The following is a 12,688-nucleotide window of genomic DNA, read 5'->3' as shown; positions in this document are numbered from 1 at the left end:
GATGGCGGGCTTCGAGATGCAATCTCGTTGTCGACAGGTCGAGACGACAACGCGCGCTACTGGAGTTCGTCGACGAGGGACGCAACCGCGCCGTCGACGAGGGCACTGTCGAGACGACCCTGCCAGAAGTCGATGTCCTCGTAGTCGATCGACTGGACGGCCCATGGAACGATCCGACTGTCATCCGGTGTCCCACCACGAACCCAACTCGTCTCCGGAATCTCGATCAGGCCATCCATCCACGATTTCGACGTCAGCGTCAGCGCGATATACTGCTCGCCGTGGAACGGACGGCCGTCGTGGTTCGAGAGAACGAGCCAGGGCCGAGCGTTCTCGTCACCTTTGAACGGATCAGCACCGTAGACGACATCCCCACGCTCGAAGATCGGTGTCTCTTCGTCGGTCACCGTTCGTCCTCGACGCTCGGGTGTGATTCTTCGGGTGCGTGCTCGCGCCACGCCGCCGCGTCTTCCGTCCCGAGTTGGTCGTTGAACAGTGCGGTTGCTCGCTCGTAGCCGCGGTATCCTTCGAGTCGCTCGTCGTCGTCGATCACCGCCCAGTACGTCGCCTTGTGTTCGACTAGGTCGCGACTCTTCAACCGCGAAAGAGCGGTGCTGACTGCTCCCTCGTCGACGTCGATTCGCGACGCGATTTCACGGGCTTTGAACGCGTGATCTGCATTGGCTGCGAGGAAGCCGAGCACCTGATCCGGGACCGAAAGGTCCGCGAGTTCGCCCTCACTCGCGTTCTCGAAGGTGTCTCGATCGATGGACATCGTCGAATCGAGGTACATCATCTACTGTAAAGAGTGTTAGGAGTGAAAGATACGAAAACGCCGAAGGGGAGTACATGCTCTGGACGAAGGGCCGTATGCATCGAGACAGCCGGTCTCGACTACGCCCCCGATAGACTCTATATAGCGACATACAGTTTATCGTTGCGGGCAACGGTACCGACGTGCGAGTCGTCCGGCGGGCGCTTTAACCCACTCCGACCGAAGGAGCAGGTATGTGTGGCCGGTACACGCTCTTCACGTCGGCCGAGGAACTGGCCGAGCGGTTCGGGACGCAGTCGCCGAACGTCGAACCGCGGTACAACTGCGCGCCGGGGCAAGAGCTCCCGGTGGTGACCGGGGCGGACCCAAAGCAGTTCACTCACCAGCAGTGGGGACTGGTCCCGGAGTGGGCCGACGACGACGCGAACCCCCCGATCAACGCCCGTTCGGAGACCATCACGGAGAAGCCGACGTTCGCCGAGGCGGTCGAACACCGGCGCTGTCTCGTCCCCGCGGACGGCTTCTACGAGTGGGTGAGCCGTGACGAGGGAAAGCGACCCTACCGCGTCGCCTTCGAGGACGACCGCCCGTTCGCGATGGCGGGTATCTGGTCGCGGTGGGAGCCACCGACGCGACAGACGGGGCTCGGCGAGTTCGGGAGTGCGGGGGCGTCGAGCGAGAGCGAGCCGATCCACACCTTCGCCATCGTGACCACGGAGCCGAACGACCTGGTGAGCGACCTCCACCACCGGATGGCCGTCATCCTCGACCCGAGCGAGGAGTCGACGTGGCTCCACGGGTCGGTCGAAGCGGCCCTCGACTGCTGTGATCCCTACCCTACCGACGACCTGACCGCCTACCCCGTCTCGACGCAGGTGAACGATCCGCGGAACGACGACCCGTCACTGGTCGAGCGGGCAGACGGGGCGGCGTGAGCAGGGAATATTTGTATTTGTGAGTGTCGGACTGTCATCAGTGCCATAGTAAGACTATATTCACAAATACAACGACATTGCGGGGTGAATTCCGGCACTACAACCCCAGATAAAGACCCTTATCCCCCTGAGTGGGACTACTTTGAAGTAACCGGCAATCGAGGGGCCAATATGGCAGACGACTCCGTTCCGGTGAAGACGTACGTGCCGCCCTACCAGAAGGAGCGCTGGCGCGAACACGCCGACCGACTCGGCATGAGTCAAAGCGAGTTCGTGCGGACGATGGTGCAGGCCGGCCGCCGCGACTTCGAGGTGCCCGATCGGCCGTCGTCCGAGGAACCCGCCGAAGACACGTCTTCGGGGCTCGAACCCCGGGTGAAAGACGCCCTCAGCGGGGATGACCACCGTTCGTGGGACGCCCTCCTCGAATCCGTGACCGACGGGGTCGAGGACCGGCTGGAGGAGGCGCTGGAGTCGCTCCAGGAACGGAACGTCGTCCAGTACAGCGGTCGTGAGGGCGGCTACCGGCTCGTGGAGGAGTCGTGAGCGACGACGTCGACGATCCCGTGGGCTACTTCCTGCAGGACATGACCTACCACGGGAAGACGGACCGCACGCGCGCGGCCTACGAGCGCGTCCTCCGGACGTTCGAGTCCTTCCTCGCCGACGAGCGAGGGGCGACCCCGGCGACGGCCGAGCACCGGGACTGTATGGCGTGGGTCCACCAGCTGCGCGGCACCGTCGCCGAGAGCACCGTCGCCACCTACGCCGCCTACCTCCACCGCTTCTACGCGTACATGACGCAGGTCGGGGCGTTCGATTCGAACCCCATGACGCTCGTCGCCGAGGAGATGGACGAGCGCATCAACACCGATCCGACGCGGCGGGAAATCGCCGTCCCGGAGATGCGCGACTTCCTCGCCGACGTCGCCCATCCGCTCGACCGCGCGCTCCTCGTGACGATGCTCAAGACGGGCATCCGGGTGGGCGAGCTCTGCAATCTCGACCTGCGTGATCTCTCGGTGCCAATCACCCGCGAGACGCTGGACGTACCGATCCGTCCGCAGCTCGACGGCCGCGGGGACGCCCTGTTCGTCGCCGCCGACCGCGCCGTCGGCGACGAAATCGACGGCGAGCGACGGACGGCGGCCAACAAACGCAAGCGCGCGACGGTGATCCCCGTCGACGACGAACTGCGGATCGTCCTGCGGCGCTGGCTCGCCATCAGACCCGACACCGCCACCCGGGCGGAACCACTGTTCGTGAGCACCCGCGACGACTGGGGAGCGCGTGTCACGCCACACGTCGTCCACCACATGGTCGAATCGCACGCGCGCGAGCGCGGGTGGCACCGCGACGGCGGCGGCGCCGAGGAGAACGTCACGCCCCACTACTTCCGGCACTTCTTCACGACCCACCTCCGGGACCGCACGGGCGACCGGGGCATCGTCAAGTACCTCCGCGGCGACGTGGCCAGCGACATCATCGACACTTACACCCACGACTGGGGTGATCGGGTGCGCCGGACGTACGAGGACAACATATACCAACTCACCTGAGTGGGCGCCGTTCGGGAAGTTATAAATTGTATGTCGCTATATCAAATCTGCGTGTGGCGCTGATCCGCCGGCGTGCGCACGGCCCATCGCGTTCACGGCCGACACGGGCGTGCTGTCCGCGTCGTCGCCGGCGTGGAGTAGATTTATTGACATCGCCGGACGGGGTGTGGGGTATGGACTCGGTTCAGGAGATGGGTGGCGCGAGCATCGTCGTCGACACCTGCGCGGGCATCGAGGCCGGGGAAGACGTCCTCGTCGTCTCGGACTGGGAGGTAGCCGACGTGGCCGAACGCGTCGCCGCAGCCGCCAACGAACGGGGCGCGAACGTGACGATGACGTTGATGGACCCCCGCGAGTACGACGGCAACGAGCCGGAGCCGTCCGTCGCGGCCGCGATGCTCGAAGCCGAGGTGATCATCACGCCCGTCCACCGCTCGATCACTCACTCGAGCGCCGCGGCGGCGGCCAGAGAGGCCGGCGCACGCCTCATCAGTATGGTGAAGTTCACCCCCGAACAGCTCAAAACCGGCGGCCTCTACGCCGACTACGAGGGGATGCGCCCCCACTGCGAGGAGATGGCCCGGAAGTTCGGCGAGGCCGACGAGGCCCGCATCACGTCGCCACAGGGGACCGACGTGACCGTCGGCCTGGAGGGTCGGGACGGGAACGCCCACCCCGGCATCGCCCACGAACCCGGCGAGTTCACCGCGCTGGTCCACATCGAGGCCAACATCTCGCCCGTCGAGGGAACGACCGAGGGAACGGTCGTCTTCGACGGCGCCATCCCCAACCTCGACATCGGCGTGCTGGAGGAGCCGGTCCGGATGGAAATCGAAGACGGCGCCGTGACGTCCGTCGAAGGCGGCCGTGAGGCCCAGCGCATCGCGGACGTGTGGGCCGAACACGACGACCCGGCCGTCTACAACATCGCCCAACTCGCGGTCGGCATGAACCCCGAGTGTCCCGAGTTCAACGGCTGGTTCTCCAACGACCACGGCCGGTACGGCAACGTCCACTTCGGCATCGGGACGAGCAGCAACCTCGGGGGCACCACCCGCGCACCCGTGCACTTCGACGCCATGATCGCCGAGCCCACGCTCGAACTCGACGGCGAGGTGGTCCTCGAAGACGGCGAGTTCACCTTCTTCTGAGATGAAGGCACTCGTCGATCAGGACGTCCAGCCGTTTGCGGTGCTCGAAACGAGGGTGGACGACCGCCTCGACCTGACCGTCGGCGTCGAGGCCAGTGAAGCCGCCCTCGTCGACGCCCTCGACGGGGTGGACGTGCTCTTCACCACCTCTCGCCTCCCGATCACGGACGACGTGCTCGCGGCGGCCGAGAGCCTGCAGGTGGTCGGCAAGATCGGGACCGGCATCGACAACGTGGACCTCGACGCGGCGGCGGACCTGGGCATCGGCGTCACCTACACGCCGGGGTTGAACGCCGCCGCCGTCGCGGAGTACACCCTCGGCCTCGCCATCGCCGTCTCCCGGGACATCGTCCACAACGACCGCCTGCTGGAAGCCGGTGGCTGGCGCGACGAGACCGACCTCAACACGACGGTCAACGGCCGGACCGTCGGCATCGTCGGCTTCGGCGACGCCGGCAGTCGCGTCGCCGCCTTCTTTGCCGGCCTCAATATGGAGGTCCTCGCGTACGACCCCTACGTCTTCGAGGAGGACACCGACGTGACGGGTGCGGAACTCACCGATCTCGACGACCTGCTCTCGCGGAGCGACATCGTCACCGTCAACGCCGAGTTGACCGACGAGACGCGGGATCTGATCGACGCCGACGCGTTCGCCCGGATGCAGGACTCGGCCATCCTGATCAACACGGCGCGGGGGCCTATCGTCTCGGAGTCGGCCCTGATCGACGCGCTGGAGCGAGGCGAAATAGCCGGCGCCGGCCTCGACGTGTTCGAAACCGAACCCCTCCCGGCCGACTCGCCGCTCCACGACTTCGACAACGTGGTCGCGACGCCACACGTCGCCGCGACGACGACCGAGACGCGCGTCGACATCGTCCGGACGCTCGTCGACAACGTGTTCGGCATGCTCGATGGCTCGGGGGCCCCCGAGCGCTACACGGCGACGCCGGCCGAGCGATAGTGGCTCGGCCTACTCCCGGTCGGTCCAGAAGTCGAAGGAGCGCCCCGGCGCAAACACGTCGAGGCCGACGGCGCGTTCGTCGCCCGTGTTCTCGACCCGGTGGGACTCCCAGGCCTCCAGATGGACGGAGTCGTACGGGCCGAGGGTCACCTCGTCGTCCTCGGTGTAGACGGTCATCTCGCCCTGGAGGACGAGACAGACCTGTTCGTTCTCGTGATCGTGCATCGGCGAGGAGTGACCCGGCGGTTTCTCGAACCACTCGAAGGTGAATCGGTCGCTACCGGCCAGCGACACCCGGCGCCAGCCCTCGTCGGGTTCGTACGTCTCGGCCTCGTCGAAGGGGACGGGTTGCATGGGCCGAGTGTGGCGCGGCGTCGTCTAAAGGGCACCGCCGCCGGCCGAGAATTAAGGCCCGGCCCGACGAGTGAACGGTATGGACGGGCAGCAGGTGGAACCGTGACGGTGCAGTTGCCGAGCGAAATCGTCGTCGACAAATTTCTGCCGACGGTTCGGTCGATGCTCGCGGCGGAGCTGTCGGATCGGGGGTTCGCCCAGCGCGAAATCGCCAGCCGTCTCGGCGTCTCACAGGCGGCGGTGAGCCAGTATCTCGCGGGCGAGCGCCGTGGCGAGGAGCGGTTCCTCGATCATCCACGGACGCAGGCGACGGTCGAGCGCATCGCCGAGGGGTTCGACGCCGGCACGATGGACGACTACGAGGCGCTGGCCGAACTGCTGGAACTCGTCCGTGCGTTCGAGGATCGAGGGCCGATCTGTGCGATCCACGAGGAGGAGATGCCGGCGCTCGCGGGGCTGGGGTGTGATCTCTGCGTGCGCGGGCGCGACACCGCGGTACAGGCCGAACGCGAGGTGCTGTCGAACGTCCGGCGGGCCGTCCGACAGTTTGCGAACGCGACGGGCGTGCTCGCACACGTCCCGAACGTCGGGACGAACGTGGCGATGGCGCTACCCGACGCCGCCGACGAGACGGACGTGGCCGCCGTCCCGGGCCGCATCCACGCGATGCGGGGGCGGGTCAACGTGCCCGCGAACCCCGAGTTCGGGGCGTCACACCACGTGGCCACGACGGTGCTGGCCGCGACGAGCGCCGATCCGACCGTCCGTGGGGCGGTCAACCTCGCGACCAGCGACGAACTGCTGGCGGCCGTCCCGGACGAACTGGACCCCGTCGCGTTCGACGCCGGGTACGAGAACCGGCGCCGCCGCCTCGACGACCTGTTCTCCGACGGCGTCCCCGGCGTCCTCTATCACGAGGGGGCGTTCGGCGTCGAGCCGATTACCTACGTCCTCGGAACGGGGGCGGTCGACGCCGTCGAGCGAGCGCTGCGGATCGTCGACCGGACCGGCGGCCGTGACCGAGCGCCGAGTGAACCGTAAACCGAATGTCGCGATATCGAATCGAGCGGATCGGATATTCGACGCGGGATACTCGGCGGGAGCGGACGGGACAGGGGTCGGTCTCACCATCGTCCGTGACGTGGTCGACGCCACGGCTGGTCGATTCGGATCGGTGAGAGCGAGGCGGGCGGCGCTCGCTTCGAGGTGACCGGCGTCGAAACGGTCGACGGGACCGACGCGGCTCGTACGATTATGCCGTCTCAGGCGCCTTCGAACTCTTCGCCGTAGTCGCCGCCGTAGCGGATGAAGAAGTAGGCTAGACCGAGCACCGACACCAGCATGGTCGTCAGGCCGACGGCGAGTGACTTGGCGCTGTCCGGGACGGCCGGGGCACTGGCGCCACCGCCACCGCCACCACCGCCGCCACCGCCGCCACCGCCGCCGCCGGAGTCGGGCATCGCGCCGACGACGAGGACGCCCTTCATGCCGAGCGCGCGGTGGGGCTGACAGAAGTACTTGATCACGCCTTCGGACTCGAAAGTCTGTTCGAAGGTGAAGCCGGCTTCGGCGGTGAGTTCGCTCTCGAACTCGCCGCCCTCCTCGGCGACGACGTTGTGCTGGCCGCCCTCGCCGTTCCACTCCCAGACGATCGTCGTTCCGGGGTCGACCTGGACGGCGGGCGGGCCGAACGCGAAGTTCCCGCCGTTGCCCGACGCACCGACGGTGATGTTCACCTCGTCCTGTCCGGTCGCGTCGGCGACTTCGCTGTAGTTACCGACGTCGCTCATCCACCCGTCGAACGACGCCTGCGCCGTGGCGGTGCCGGCGGCGGCCGCAGTCGCCGCGGTGCCCGCGACGGTCGTCAGAAATCCACGTCGCGAGACGGAACGATCGCTTCCCATACCGGGAGATACGGGCCATCCTACGAAAACCTGACTATCCCGTCCGGGCAGGAGACGTTGCCGCCCCGCTTCCCACCGACGAGGAGCGATCCCCCACGCTTAGGAGGGTGTCGTACGGACTGGGTGTATGGCAAAACGACTGCTCGTCCCGGTAGACGGATCGGACCCCGCAGACGCCGCCCTCGAGTTCGCCCTCGAGGAGTATCCCGACGCCGACATCACGGTGCTCTCGGTCATCGACCCGACGGACGTGGGCTACGGCTCCATCGAGGCGGCCCCGAGTACGTTCGAACACCTCCAGGAGAGCGCCGAGGAGCGGACCCAGAAGGTCCTCGACGAGGCCGAATCCCGGGCCGCCGATCACGACATGACGGTGACGGCGGAGACGGTGATCGGAATGCCCTCCCGGGCTATCGTCGAGTGGGCGGAGAACAACGACATCGACGGCATCGTCATCGGGAGCCACGGCCGACAGGGGGTCACGCGCGTCCTCCTCGGGAGCGTGGCGGAGTCGGTCGTCCGGCGGTCCCCGGTACCGGTGACGGTCGTCAGATAACGACTACCCTTCGGTCGAATCGATCGGACCGCCGTCCGGCAGTTCCCGGAAGGCGACCGAGAAGTCGGTGTCGTCGAACTCCTCGACGGCGGAGTCGAGTTCGCGCTCGACGGCCTCCAGTCGCCGGGTCAGTTCGGCGTACTCCTCGCTCTCTTCCAGTTCGTGGGGTGTCTTCGCCGCCTCGAGGGTCACCTTCTTTTCGACGAGCTGGAACTTCTCCTGCAGCTGATCGTCGTACGAGCTCCGGACGACCATGCGTTCGACGGTGTCGACGAGTTCGGGCTGATCGACCGGTTTGATCAGGTAGTCGTCGATGCCCATATCGACGATGTCGAATCCGGGGTCGACGGCCGTCACCATGACGATGCGCACGTCGAGCCCGCGCTCCTCGACGGCCTCGACGACTTCGTCGCCGGAGAGGCCGGGCATCCGCCTGTCGAGGAGCATCACGTCGATCCCGTCGTCGAGTTTCTCGATCGCCTCGGTCCCGTCGTACGCCGTGTGGGCCTCGGCGAACTCGTCGATCCAGTAGGCGTACAGGTCCGCCAGCGACTGCTCGTCGTCGACGATGAGCACTGTCGCGTCCGAGAGCGTGGTCGTCATGTTCGGGATCCTTGATCGAGTGTGGCGCGCCGACGGGCACGGGTCGCCGCGGTCGGAGAGCCGGGGAGCCGGAAAGCGCCGAAGTCGGCGTCTCGCCGGCGAATCTTCGGTTGTTCGGTTCGGCTCCCAGCATATGAATGTGTTGGCCGAATTATCGACATTGATATAAGATCGGCGGCGCGGGCGCTACGCATCGAGGACCGTCGGGCGAACCCAGATGACGAAGTCGTCCTCGCGCTTGATGACGCCACGGACCGCGTCGTCGCCGTCGTCGACCGGCGACGACTCGACGTCGTCCCGGTCGACCTCGACGACTTGCTCTACCTCGTCGACGATCCAGCCGACCGACTTGCCGTCGGCGGTTCGCTCGCGGTCGAACACCACGATCCGCTTTCGCGCGCCGTCGCCGTCGATGCCGAAGACGGCCTTCGGGTCGACGATGGTCGTCGTCTTGCCCCGCAGATCCATCACGCCCTCGACGTGTGGTGCCGAGTTGGGAACGACCGTGAGGTCGTTCACGTCGACGATTTCGGCGACGTGTGCGATGTCGACCGCGTACGACTCGTCGCCCAGTTCGAACTCGAGTAACTGGACGGTCCGACTGCGGGCCGTCGTCTCACTCATCGTTCGTCACCCCGTTCGGCGTCGCGTCGATCCCGCGCCCCGTGTGGCTCCATACACGATCCGTCGGTCAAATCGGGGTTAAGCGTACTGGTTGCATTATCCGATCTGATAACCGTGCCGGTGTATTTATTTCAGTTCTGCCGGAACCAAGGACTAACCTATGATCGGACGAACCCCCCCGGAAACCGACGGGCAACGGCCGGCCGTCGCGACCTACCGGTCGTACAGCGGGGCGACCCGTCGATGAGTCGACCGACGCCGCGAGCCGTCGTCGTCGACGACTCTCATTTCATGCGGACGATGCTCTCGGACATGCTCGAAGACGGCGGCGTGACGGTCGTCGACACCGCCGCGGACGGCGCCGAGGCCGTGAACGCCGTCCTCGAACACGAACCGGACGTGGTGACGATGGACCTGCAGATGCCGGAGGTCGACGGGTTGGAGGCCGTCGAGCGCATCATGGCCGAACGGCCGACACCGATCCTCATGCTGAGCGCCCACACCGCGGACGGCGCCGACGTGACCTTCGAGGCGCTGGAGAAGGGGGCGGTCGATTTCTTCACCAAACCCGGCGGCGAGGTCAGCACCCGGATGTCGAGCAAGGAAGACCAACTCGTGCGCAAGGTGAAAGCCGTCGCCGGCGCCGACGTGGGCGGCGGACCGTCGACGGCGGATCGGTCCCGGTCGGCCGAGGCGACGACCGACGGCGACCATCGGGACGGCGGGACGGTGCTGATCGCCTCCTCGACCGGCGGGCCGACGGTCGTCGAGCGGGTCGTTGCCGGACTCCCCCGCGACGCCGACTTCCGGGTCATCGTCGTCCAGCACATGCCCGACGCGTTCACCGGGCGGTTCGCCGACCGCCTCGACGCCGCGAGCGAGTACGACGTGCGGGAGGCGGAAGACGGCGACCGAATCGGCGGCGGCGAGGCGCTCGTCGCCCCGGGCGGCAAGCACCTCGTCGTCGCCGGCGCCGGCGGCGGGCGACTCCGGATCAAACTGACCGAGGACCCGGCGGAACACGGCGTCCGCCCGGCCGCCGACGTGACGATGCGCTCGGCGGCCGAGACGGTCGACGACCCGCTCGTCGGCGTCGTCCTCACCGGCATGGGTGCCGACGGTGCCGCCGGCGTACAGGCCATCGCCGACGCCGGCGGCCACGTCATCGCCCAGGACGAGGCGTCCTCGGCGGTGTTTGGAATGCCCAAACGCGCCATCGAGCGCGGCTGCGTCGACGACGTGCTCGCGGGTGACGACGTGCCCGAGGGGATTCTCGACGCGATCACACTGGAGGTCAACGCATGAGCGAAGAGTACGTCCAAGCGTTCGTCCACGAGAGCGAGGAACAGCTAACCGACCTCAACAACTCGCTGCTGGCGCTGGAGTCCGATCCCGACGACCGCGAGGCGATGGACGACATCTTCCGGACCGCCCACACCCTGAAAGGTAACTTCGGGGCCATGGGCTACGACGAGGCCAGCGACCTCGCTCACGCCATCGAGGACCTTCTCGACGAGCTCCGGGAGGGAGAGATGGCCGTGACGCCCGAGGTGATGGACCTCGTGTTCGCCGGCGTCGACCGTCTCGAACTCGCCGTCGAGTCCATCGACGAGGACGGCACCGTCGACGTGGAGACGGCCGACCTCGAAGACGACATCCGAACGATTATCGAGGCCGGCGGCGCGACTGGCGACGACACGGGAGCGAAAGCTGACGCCGAGACGGACGCGAACGACGACGCCGACCAGGTCGACACCTTCGAGGTGACCGTCGAGGTGGGCGACTCGGAGATGAAAGGCGTCGACGGGATGCTCGTCCTCGAAGCCATCCGCGAGGAGTGCGATCTGGTCGACGCGACGCCCGACCCCGAGAGTATCGAGGACGGCGAGTACGAGGAGGAGTTCGACCTCGTCGTCGCCTCGACGACGGCCGACGAACTGGAGGCGACGCTCGACAGGGTCTCGGCCATCGAGGACGCGACGCTCTCGCAGGCGGGCGTCGAAGACGAGGGAGTGGCGGACGACGCCGCTGACCTCGACGCCGACGACGATGTGGACGACGACGGGACGAGCGACGACGGCGACGACAGCGAGGACCGCACGAGCGGCGAGACCAACGGCTCCTCCCGGGAAATCAGCTCCGTCCGGGTCGACGTGGACCAACTCGACGACCTGCACGGGCTGGTCGAACAGCTCGTCACCAGCCGGATCAAACTCCGGCGCGCCGTCGACGACGGCGACGTGGGGGGCGCGACGGACACGCTCGGCGAACTCGATAAGATCACCGGCAATCTCCAGAACACGGTGATGGACATGCGGCTGATCCCGATGCGAAAGGTGATCAGCAAGTTCCCGCGCTTGGTCCGGGACCTCGCCCGCGAACAGGAGAAAGAGATCGACTTCCGGATGGAGGGCCAGGACATCGAACTCGACCGCACCATCCTCACCGAGATCAGCGATCCGCTGATGCACATCCTCCGCAACGCGGTCGATCACGGCATCGAACCCCCCGCGGAGCGCGAACGGGCGGGCAAGGACCGCGAAGGCACCATCGAGCTCCGGGCCAAGCGGGAGCGCGACCACGTCACCGTCACGGTCGAGGACGACGGCCGCGGCCTCGACGTGGACGAACTCCGAACGAAGGCGCTGGAGAAGGGCGTCCGGAGCGAGGCGGAACTCGACTCGATGGAGGACTCGGAGGTGTACGACCTCGTGTTCCATCCCGGCTTCTCCACCGCCGACGAGGTGACGGACGTGAGCGGGCGCGGCGTCGGCATGGACGTGGTCCACAGCACGGTCAAACAACTCGACGGCTCGGTGAACGTCGAGAGCGAGCGGGGCGAGGGAACGACCGTCACCCTGCGCCTGCCGGTGACCGTCGCCATCGTCAAGGTCCTGTTCGTCGAGGTCGGCGAGGAGGAGTACGGCGTCCCGATCAAGAACATCGACGAGGTGAGCCGCATCCCGGAGATAGAGACGATCAACGAACAGCCGATGATCGAACACGACGAGGACATCTACCCGGTGGTCGACCTCGCCGCCGAACTCGACGTGCCGAGCGAGACGAAAAACGGGGACGGCATGCTCCTGCGCATCCGGAAATCCGAACGGCGGGCCGCGCTCCGCTGTGACAGCGTGAACAAACAGGAGGAAGTCGTCGTCAAGCCACTGGAGGGCGTGTTGAGCGGCATTCCGGGGCTCAGCGGGACGGCCGTCCTCGGCGACGGAAACATCGTTCCGATCCTCGACGTGGTGACCCTGTGAGCC

15 protein-coding genes are annotated in these 12,688 nt (G+C 66.9%); 9 read left to right on the top strand and 6 right to left on the bottom strand.

The window, feature by feature from the left end; all coding sequences use genetic code 11:
* Positions 1-56: 56 nt before the first annotated feature.
* Both DU484_RS10555 and DU484_RS10550 read right to left on the bottom strand, forming a co-directional pair.
* Positions 57-407 (bottom strand): type II toxin-antitoxin system PemK/MazF family toxin, encoded by a 351-nt coding sequence (locus tag DU484_RS10555; protein WP_114586017.1) that lies wholly within the window; start codon positions 405-407, stop codon positions 57-59.
* The gene (locus DU484_RS10550) at positions 404-775 is read right to left on the bottom strand and encodes a MarR family transcriptional regulator (protein WP_114587235.1); all 372 of its coding nucleotides are present in this window, start codon (positions 773-775) and stop codon (positions 404-406) included. The genes DU484_RS10555 and DU484_RS10550 overlap by 4 nt, the downstream gene beginning before the upstream one ends.
* 233 nt (positions 776-1,008) lie before the next feature.
* Here DU484_RS10550 and DU484_RS10545 point away from each other — a divergent pair, with 233 nt between their 5' ends.
* From DU484_RS10545 to DU484_RS10525, 5 genes are all read left to right on the top strand, one after another.
* Entirely contained in the window at positions 1,009-1,710 is a 702-nt protein-coding gene (locus DU484_RS10545; RefSeq protein WP_114605866.1) for an SOS response-associated peptidase, read from the top strand.
* 171 nt (positions 1,711-1,881) lie between these two features.
* Positions 1,882-2,256, top strand: coding sequence for a DUF5805 domain-containing protein (locus tag DU484_RS10540; RefSeq protein ID WP_114586015.1), 375 nt, complete (start codon positions 1,882-1,884; stop codon positions 2,254-2,256).
* Between the two features lie 41 nt (positions 2,257-2,297).
* Complete coding sequence (locus DU484_RS10535) at positions 2,298-3,269, top strand: tyrosine-type recombinase/integrase (protein ID WP_114587234.1); 972 nt, start codon at positions 2,298-2,300, stop codon at positions 3,267-3,269.
* A gap of 173 nt (positions 3,270-3,442) precedes the next feature.
* On the top strand, positions 3,443-4,420 hold the full coding sequence (locus tag DU484_RS10530) for an aminopeptidase (RefSeq protein ID WP_114605865.1): 978 nt from the start codon (positions 3,443-3,445) through the stop codon (positions 4,418-4,420).
* A 1-nt stretch (position 4,421) separates the two neighbouring features.
* Positions 4,422-5,381, top strand: coding sequence for an NAD(P)-dependent oxidoreductase (locus DU484_RS10525; protein WP_114605864.1), 960 nt, complete (start codon positions 4,422-4,424; stop codon positions 5,379-5,381).
* A 9-nt stretch (positions 5,382-5,390) separates the two neighbouring features.
* Here the strand turns inward: DU484_RS10525 and DU484_RS10520 are convergent, their stop codons facing one another.
* Entirely contained in the window at positions 5,391-5,735 is a 345-nt protein-coding gene (locus DU484_RS10520; protein ID WP_114586012.1) for a cupin domain-containing protein, read from the bottom strand.
* A gap of 102 nt (positions 5,736-5,837) precedes the next feature.
* On the opposite strand from DU484_RS10520, the gene DU484_RS10515 reads away from it, so the two are divergent.
* Positions 5,838-6,776 carry a thiamine-phosphate synthase family protein gene (locus DU484_RS10515; RefSeq protein ID WP_114586011.1) on the top strand — a complete coding sequence of 313 codons (939 nt, stop codon included), beginning with the start codon at positions 5,838-5,840 and terminating at the stop codon, positions 6,774-6,776.
* Between the two features lie 221 nt (positions 6,777-6,997).
* Here DU484_RS10515 and DU484_RS10510 read toward each other — a convergent pair whose 3' ends face one another.
* The gene (locus tag DU484_RS10510; RefSeq protein ID WP_114586006.1) at positions 6,998-7,639 is read right to left on the bottom strand and encodes a halocyanin domain-containing protein; all 642 of its coding nucleotides are present in this window, start codon (positions 7,637-7,639) and stop codon (positions 6,998-7,000) included.
* A gap of 127 nt (positions 7,640-7,766) precedes the next feature.
* On the opposite strand from DU484_RS10510, the gene DU484_RS10505 reads away from it, so the two are divergent.
* Positions 7,767-8,195 (top strand): universal stress protein, encoded by a 429-nt coding sequence (locus DU484_RS10505; RefSeq protein WP_114586005.1) that lies wholly within the window; start codon positions 7,767-7,769, stop codon positions 8,193-8,195.
* 3 nt (positions 8,196-8,198) lie between these two features.
* On the opposite strand, the gene DU484_RS10500 is transcribed toward DU484_RS10505, so the two are convergent.
* Positions 8,199-8,798, bottom strand: a complete 600-nt coding sequence (locus DU484_RS10500) for a HalX domain-containing protein (RefSeq protein ID WP_114586004.1) — start codon at positions 8,796-8,798, stop codon at positions 8,199-8,201.
* 186 nt (positions 8,799-8,984) lie between these two features.
* Entirely contained in the window at positions 8,985-9,422 is a 438-nt protein-coding gene (locus tag DU484_RS10495) for a chemotaxis protein CheW (protein WP_114586003.1), read from the bottom strand.
* Positions 9,423-9,665: 243 nt separating this feature from the next.
* Here DU484_RS10495 and DU484_RS10490 point away from each other — a divergent pair, with 243 nt between their 5' ends.
* The gene (locus DU484_RS10490; protein ID WP_114605863.1) at positions 9,666-10,727 is read left to right on the top strand and encodes a protein-glutamate methylesterase/protein-glutamine glutaminase; all 1,062 of its coding nucleotides are present in this window, start codon (positions 9,666-9,668) and stop codon (positions 10,725-10,727) included.
* Positions 10,724-12,685 carry a chemotaxis protein CheA gene (cheA, locus tag DU484_RS10485; protein WP_114586001.1) on the top strand — a complete coding sequence of 654 codons (1,962 nt, stop codon included), beginning with the start codon at positions 10,724-10,726 and terminating at the stop codon, positions 12,683-12,685. The genes DU484_RS10490 and cheA overlap by 4 nt, the downstream gene beginning before the upstream one ends.
* Positions 12,686-12,688 lie beyond the last annotated feature (3 nt).

This window comes from Haloplanus rubicundus (assembly GCF_003342675.1).
GTDB classification, from domain to species: Archaea; Halobacteriota; Halobacteria; order Halobacteriales; family Haloferacaceae; genus Haloplanus; species Haloplanus rubicundus.
Note: the sequence above shows the minus strand (reverse complement) of the source record. Positions and strands in the feature narration are given on the sequence as shown.